Genomic DNA, 6,102 nt, shown 5'->3' on the forward strand with positions numbered 1-6,102 from the left:
GACGACGCTCTCTTGAACTTCGAAATAGCCGTTTGCCTCGACTGAAGCAAACGCCGAGTTTTGCTACCAGGGGTTCAGGAGGTTGTGCGAGCTCTGAGTCGTTTGCGACTATTGTCTACAGCGACGCTGGAAATAGTCCGTCCCACGCATACGTAATCGGCACATCGCGCAGGGGTCCAGGCGTTCCGCAGTCCCGCCTCGGGTGACACGTGCAAGCTGTTGCAGAACCCGTACCTGAAGCAAGCATGCTAAAGCGCATCTCGTCTATGCAACCATTAGACAAAGTCTTTGCCACTCGGTAAGCATGCGAAATCCCTACTGAAAGGAGATGGTCATGTTTGAAGAGCTGAGAGAAACCATCGCGCAGCGGATCGCTGAACTCGAAGCTGGATGTCTGTTCAATATTAGGGACTTGCTGGGCGACGAATGGCCAGATGGACAAGGCCCGGCCAGACAACTTGGTAAGGATTTCAGAGCGAACCTGCGCGCGTTTCCCGGCGTCATAGACGAAGGACGAGACGGCGAAAATCTACGTTGGTATCGAAAGGCCTGAGCATTTTCTGCGGGCGGCGCGCAGCAGACCTTTGCGTCTGGTGCAGCAGATGACTCGTGTCAGTCTATCACTCAAAGTCGACGTGCTCGCTAAACAGGTCCCGGCTTCGATCAAGGCTTCAGGTCGAAAGATGCACGACGGTCCCCGCCTGAGTGCCGAACATAGCTACCTGAAAAGATCTTGCGGATGCGCTACAGTTACTCAGAACCTGGCAGCTAGTAGTGGTATGTCCTCTTGCCTAAGGTGTTGCAACCTACTGTCGATGAGGCAATATTTCGGCAGAAGGCTAGCAAACGTGCTGCCTGCAAGCCCTCAATTTTCAGAAGATCTGAGAGCTTTTGTATTTTGTTAGTCGCCCGAAGAAGTACGTTCCTTTTGCTGAAACACTAGAACAGGAAACTACCCACCAATGCATCGCATCGTTCAGTCACATCTGAAGAATTTTAGTGAAAGCTTTGGGTGCGAGGCGATGACCCCCTCAGAACAGTTCGAACGATTCTGCACCTATAGCATCCTCTCTTCCCGATACTCAGCTGAGTTTGATCTTGATGACGTCTCCACCGGTGAAGACGATGACGGAATCGATGGGATTGCAATCACCATTGATGAAATTCCTTGCCTTTCCTTTGAAGACGCGAAGGCAATCTTTCAAGACGGAAGGCGAAATCGGGACGTCGATGCGGTTTTCATCCAAGCAAAAAGCGGCGAGCGCTTCGATCTGGGTGACTTTTTGAAGTTCAAAGAAGGTGTCTTGCGATTTATTTCGGGCGAAGATTATCGTGTCTCCGAGGAAACACTGGTTGAAGCAAAGGGAACTTTCGACGAGATCATCCTGAACGTGCCGAAGGTTAGAAATGGAAAACCGTCAATATACGCTTACTATATCACCACTGGCCTCTACCAAGCCCCACAAGAAATTGAGCAAGCCAGACTAGAGTTTGAACGCCAGCTTCTTCAGTCTGGATACTTTCACGATGTTACAGTAAGCATTCTTGGAAGAGATGAACTGACGAAGCTCTGGGTGGGAACCTATTCCGGAACACAAGCGAGTCTATCCGCATTTAGCAACGCAGCATTGCCTGCAATTTCTGGAATTGATGAGGCATACCTTGCAGTTGTTAAGGGAGTTGACTTGGTCGACAAGCTTCTAATTACTGAGGACGGAAACCTGCGCGGACAAGTCTTCGAGGAGAATGTGCGCGCTTATCTGGGCGACGAGAATCCCGTCAACAAATCGATATCCGAAACAATTCACTCATTGTCCTCGTCGCGCTTTCCCGTGTTGAACAATGGCGTAACGATTGTCAGCCCTGACGTACAACTTCAGGGAAACGTCTTTCACCTTCGAAATTTTCAAATCGTAAATGGATGTCAGACTTCCAACGTTCTATTTGAGAACCGCGCCGCTCTCGGTGATTTGATGGTAAACGTTAAGATTGTTGAGACGCAAGATGAGGATGTTTTTGCTGAGTTGGTTCGCGCGACAAACAGTCAATCCAAAGTCGACGACGCACAATTCCTTTCTTTAAAACCCGTAGTGCGAAGAGTTGAACAATACTTCGATTCCATCGATTCCACTGATATTGAGAAAAAGCTCTACCTCGAGCGACGTGACAGGCAGTACGTAGGTCAGGATATTCCGGCACTTCGAATTTACTCTCTCCACAACGCCGCAAAATGCGTAGCATCAATGTTTTGCATGCGACCCGAGTTAGCCTTCAGGTACCCCAAGCAAATGTATTCAGATTTAGGAGATATAATGTTTGCGGACGAAGTTAAGGAACAAGTGTATTACGCCGCCTGCCTAACGATGCACCGCTTTAATCTTCTTGCCTCAAACGGAGTTATTCCGCAGAACATGAAGCGGTTCAAATGGCACATTCTCGCGGTTGCGCGAGCAATAATTTGCGGACGAGACCTTTGCAAGCTCGGCTCAAGGGAAGCAATCAAGCAGTCCGATGCGATAGTCAGGAAAATGGACACACATGGCCCTGAAGCGACTAGAGTATTCGAAAAAGCTGCCGATATCTGCAAGGGCCTTGGGGAGGTAACAAACGACCGAATGAAGCGGCAAGCTATTTTGACAGATATGCTAGATGCCATTTAAACGCTTCCAGCATGGAAGCTTATCTTGCTTCAACGCCGCAAGTGTCTTGACGAATGTTGCTGACTGAAAGTGAACTCCATTCGCCTGCAAAACGGAAGACAGGGGGACTTCCCGTTAAGCGCTTTCAAGCCGCTCCGAGAGTAGCAAACGACAATCGGCTTCGCGCGTCTGACGCCCAATTGAATCCGCCCCTGCGCAGCGAACCTTGAAAATACAACCATTTCGGCTAACCAACTATCAGGGCACCAGATACTTCCAGTTCGGGCAGGCCAGCGCGAAAGCCGCGTAGCCTGCCTGAATTTCATCACGGGTCTGCTGCGTGTCCGACCGCGACCTGGTCGGCAGCGATTGACCCCACTGGCGGCAGAGCTCGGCTTCGGTTCTGGTTTCAGTCTCGGTAGCCTGCCCCGTCAAACTCGCGCAGGCGGTCAGGCAGCTCGCGCTCAACGCGATTACGAATTTGGTCGGCCCTGTCATCGTCGCGGTCCTCTGCCTGCTGGCGCTCCTGAGAACGCCCTTTCGCCCGCTGCCCGAGCGCATAGGCCACCAGACCGCCAAGAGCCGCGAGCGCCGCCATCAGCCAGGGGACAATGCGCCTGAGAAGCGCCGAGATCATGTTGCGCCGCCCTTGGCCTTCGCGATCCGTCCGCCGGCGAAGGTGGCGAGATAACCACCGAGACCGACAAGAACCGTCTCCAGATCCTTGAGGTGAAACGTCAGCGTTCCAGCCTCCGGATCGAAGACAGCGAGGCCCTGCCCCGCGATCATGGCGAAGACGAGATAAAGGACCATCCGAAGGGACAGCCCGCTAAAAAGCGAAGTCATGTTTTTCTCCTGATTGAAGTGGTTATGCAGCGGCGTGAAGGGTTTCGACTGCCCTGCCGCGCTTCCATGGCGTGTCCGGAATCGCGCGCCATTTCGCAAATGCCCGAGCGAGCCGGACATCATAGCCGTGTTTTGCGTAGGATGGCCCGTTGTAGACGCGCGCGAAGCCTGCCCAATCGTGGCGGCGGAGCTCGTCATCGAGACCGGCCGAGACGATGAAGCGCACCATGGCGGACAGTTGCGCAGCTTCGCTCTCCATCATGTCCTGCACCATTGTGCGCGCGGTCTCGTAGCCGCAAAGCCCGTGGTTGAAGCCCATGATCTGGCCGAGGCCCCAGCTCGCCGACCGGAGAGCCGCAGGCTCATCGATCCCGAGCGCAATCGACAAGCGAGGGTAACTGTCCTTTGGATAGCGACGCTCGCCCCAGCGCGGATAAGCCACGCCCTTGCGCGCCGCCTCGTCCCGCTTCGCACCGGCTCCGAGTTGGCGCCAGAAGATGTGCGGCTCGAAGAGCATCACCGGGCGGCCGAGCGGGTCAAAGCCCCGTCCCCGGCTCTCCACCTCAAGGATTGCGTGGATCTCGTCCTCGCCCACGCCGATCTCCGCCCCGATGCGCGGCAAGTCCACGTCTTCGAGGCGCGCTGCCTTGCCCGAGAAGTTCATGACGTCGCACCCTCCGCCCGCTTGCGGCGCAGCAGGTCGGTCACGTAGCAGGACCAGATCGCCCCATTGAGGGCAACGATCATGGGCAGCCAGGCTTGTGTGCGGGGCGGCCGGTAGTTGGTCAGGAGCTCGGCTTGACCAGCGGCGTGAACAATCAGACCACCCGCCAGAAACGCCAGCCAAACCCGCATGAGCCCGTGAATACCGATGCCGACCCGATGGCGCAGCACCAGCGCTGCGAGCATGAGAGCCGAGACCGGCTCGACCACCAGGAGCAAGACGCTGATAATCATCCTTTCCGCCCTCCGCTTGCGTTCATCCTGAGTACCTCCTTTGCCAGCTCCACCAGCCAGTCGGTGCTGCTGATCATCCGGGCCGTGAACTCCAGCACGAACCAGACCGAGAAGCCGGCGACGGCCGAGCGCGCCAGCGTGTGATCAAAGTCCTCTCCCGCGAGCCCGCCGAAGAACCAGATATCGTCAACCACGGGCGAGAAGATCGCGCCCATGACAATGCCGATCCAAAGACGATAAAAGGCGTTCTTGGTGCCAGCCGGGGCCACCATGATCATTGATGCGATGACGCCGAGCGCGGCACCGAGCGCGCGCGCAATCCAGCGCGCTTCATCGCCGAAGTATTCATTCATGCTGCTTTTCCTTGGATCAGGTCAGGCTGCAGCTTGCACCGCAAACGCCGCCTCGAAGGCCGCGACCACGTCGAAGCCGCTCAGATCGGATAGTGCTGCGACCTGGTCGCAGACCGCGCGCTCGGCATTGAAGCAGGCCTGCACGTGCCGGGCGACGGCCGCCGCGCAGGCCTCGACCTGCGCCTGCGCCAGGTCCTGCCAGCCATTGGCGAACTTCCAGGCGACCGGCGCGCTTACCATGCCGTCCTGCAGGCTGGTGACGGCCGCCGTGAGCTTGGCCACCGTGCGCTCGTCGGTCGGCAGCTCGGTGCCGTCGCCGAGGATGATCCCGCCGGTCTCGCGCGCCCAGCGGATCGCGGCGAGCTCGGCGAGGAGCGCCGCGCGGCCCGTCGCCGCCTTAGCCTCGGCCGTGATAACCTGCGTAAAGTCGATGTTGCTCATGCGTCAGACTCCGGCTCGGGGATGGTATTGCTATTGGGCGGCAGGGCCACCGGCCCGTCTTCGGTGACGATTAGCGGCGCGGGGAAGCGCGTCTCCTCCGGGGCGTCTGCCCCATGCGGCAGGATCAGCGAGAGGTGCAGCACGCCGGCGACGCGCTCGACGTCAGAGGCGAGCCAGGCGCAGGCCACGGCCGAGTTCGGCAGGGTCGCGCCTTCGGCCAGGCCGGAGAAGTCGAAGACCTCGCCGTTGATCGTGAGCGCATCGCCGGCGACGGAGAGAGCGAGCTCCGCATCGTGGCGCGTCGGGGTGAACGAGATGTGCATGGCAGATCCTCCTTAGAACCAGCGACCGATGGCCGTGAGATTCGCATCAACGGTCATGTCGATATTGCTTGCCGATGCCCGGAACGCCTGGACCGCCGTCACTGAGGTGGTGCCAGGAGCTCCGCAGCGCACGTAATTGGCGCGGCCGGTATGATCGGCAGAGTTGGTGGTCTCGGCGATGCCGCTGACCATCGGATTGGCAATGAAGACCGCCGGGAACGTCCAGCCGATTGGCGCGCTTCGATAGGGGTCGGCGAAGGTGCCGGCACCTGCCGACAGGATGGAGCCAAGATTCATCCGGTACCAGCAGAGCTGCGTTCCATCAGCAAAGCGGACGTAGTCGCCATTCGCATTGGTGCCGCGCTCGATGATCGCGCCCGCGCCCCCGTTGACCGCCGTTCCCGCCCAGGTCGAGGCCAGCACCGTGGTGAACTTCCCGGCCGCCGGCGTGGTGAGCCCGATGGTGGTGTCGTTCAGCGTCCCGCCGACCACCGTGCTGTTGGCTTCGAGGAAGGCGGCGAAGGCGAGGAACTCGTCGCGGTA

The 6,102-nt window shown here is 57.9% G+C and carries 9 protein-coding genes and 1 pseudogene; 2 read left to right on the plus strand and 8 right to left on the minus strand.

Features of this window, described 5'->3' with window-relative positions:
* Positions 1–334: 334 nt before the first annotated feature.
* Positions 335–553 (plus strand): hypothetical protein, encoded by a 219-nt coding sequence (locus DDT93_RS24355; RefSeq protein WP_157960282.1) that lies wholly within the window; start codon positions 335–337, stop codon positions 551–553.
* Positions 554–962: 409 nt separating this feature from the next.
* On the plus strand, positions 963–2,660 hold the full coding sequence (locus DDT93_RS24360) for an AIPR family protein (protein WP_109468523.1): 1,698 nt from the start codon (positions 963–965) through the stop codon (positions 2,658–2,660).
* A 388-nt stretch (positions 2,661–3,048) separates the two neighbouring features.
* Here DDT93_RS24360 and DDT93_RS24365 read toward each other — a convergent pair whose 3' ends face one another.
* The 8 genes and pseudogenes from DDT93_RS24365 to DDT93_RS26830 form a co-directional block, all read right to left on the minus strand.
* Positions 3,049–3,276, minus strand: a complete 228-nt coding sequence (locus DDT93_RS24365) for a hypothetical protein (protein ID WP_109468524.1) — start codon at positions 3,274–3,276, stop codon at positions 3,049–3,051.
* Complete coding sequence (locus DDT93_RS24370; RefSeq protein ID WP_157960283.1) at positions 3,273–3,485, minus strand: hypothetical protein; 213 nt, start codon at positions 3,483–3,485, stop codon at positions 3,273–3,275. Before DDT93_RS24370 ends, DDT93_RS24365 begins: the two co-directional genes overlap by 4 nt.
* A gap of 22 nt (positions 3,486–3,507) precedes the next feature.
* Complete coding sequence (locus DDT93_RS24375) at positions 3,508–4,149, minus strand: N-acetylmuramidase family protein (protein WP_109468526.1); 642 nt, start codon at positions 4,147–4,149, stop codon at positions 3,508–3,510.
* On the minus strand, positions 4,146–4,442 hold the full coding sequence (locus DDT93_RS24380) for a hypothetical protein (protein WP_109468527.1): 297 nt from the start codon (positions 4,440–4,442) through the stop codon (positions 4,146–4,148). Before DDT93_RS24380 ends, DDT93_RS24375 begins: the two co-directional genes overlap by 4 nt.
* A complete protein-coding gene (locus tag DDT93_RS24385) occupies positions 4,439–4,795 on the minus strand; it encodes a DUF6107 family protein (protein WP_109468528.1) in 357 nt (118 codons plus the stop codon). The genes DDT93_RS24380 and DDT93_RS24385 overlap by 4 nt, the downstream gene beginning before the upstream one ends.
* Positions 4,796–4,816: 21 nt before the next feature.
* A complete protein-coding gene (locus DDT93_RS24390) occupies positions 4,817–5,236 on the minus strand; it encodes a DUF4376 domain-containing protein (protein WP_109468529.1) in 420 nt (139 codons plus the stop codon).
* Complete coding sequence (locus tag DDT93_RS24395) at positions 5,233–5,559, minus strand: hypothetical protein (protein ID WP_109468530.1); 327 nt, start codon at positions 5,557–5,559, stop codon at positions 5,233–5,235. The genes DDT93_RS24390 and DDT93_RS24395 overlap by 4 nt, the downstream gene beginning before the upstream one ends.
* Before the next feature lie 12 nt (positions 5,560–5,571).
* Positions 5,572–6,102 (minus strand): annotated as a pseudogene (locus DDT93_RS26830) (hypothetical protein); the annotation flags it as partial.

The sequence above is a fragment of the Albibacillus kandeliae genome (genome assembly GCF_003116585.1).
GTDB lineage: Bacteria > Pseudomonadota > Alphaproteobacteria > Rhodobacterales > Rhodobacteraceae > Albibacillus > Albibacillus kandeliae.

What these genes read in the sequence shown, in the direction of transcription:
- DDT93_RS24370 (WP_157960283.1), bottom strand. Translation starts at nt 3,485, where the DNA reads ATGACTTCGCTTTTTAGCGGGCTGTCCCTTCGGATGGTCCTTTATCTC.
- DDT93_RS24375 (WP_109468526.1), bottom strand. Translation starts at nt 4,149, where the DNA reads ATGAACTTCTCGGGCAAGGCAGCGCGCCTCGAAGACGTGGACTTGCCG.
- DDT93_RS24355 (WP_157960282.1), top strand. Translation starts at nt 335, where the DNA reads ATGTTTGAAGAGCTGAGAGAAACCATCGCGCAGCGGATCGCTGAACTC.
- DDT93_RS24395 (WP_109468530.1), bottom strand. Translation starts at nt 5,559, where the DNA reads ATGCACATCTCGTTCACCCCGACGCGCCACGATGCGGAGCTCGCTCTC.
- DDT93_RS24365 (WP_109468524.1), bottom strand. Translation starts at nt 3,276, where the DNA reads ATGATCTCGGCGCTTCTCAGGCGCATTGTCCCCTGGCTGATGGCGGCG.
- DDT93_RS24380 (WP_109468527.1), bottom strand. Translation starts at nt 4,442, where the DNA reads ATGATTATCAGCGTCTTGCTCCTGGTGGTCGAGCCGGTCTCGGCTCTC.
- DDT93_RS24385 (WP_109468528.1), bottom strand. Translation starts at nt 4,795, where the DNA reads ATGAATGAATACTTCGGCGATGAAGCGCGCTGGATTGCGCGCGCGCTC.
- DDT93_RS24360 (WP_109468523.1), top strand. Translation starts at nt 963, where the DNA reads ATGCATCGCATCGTTCAGTCACATCTGAAGAATTTTAGTGAAAGCTTT.
- DDT93_RS24390 (WP_109468529.1), bottom strand. Translation starts at nt 5,236, where the DNA reads ATGAGCAACATCGACTTTACGCAGGTTATCACGGCCGAGGCTAAGGCG.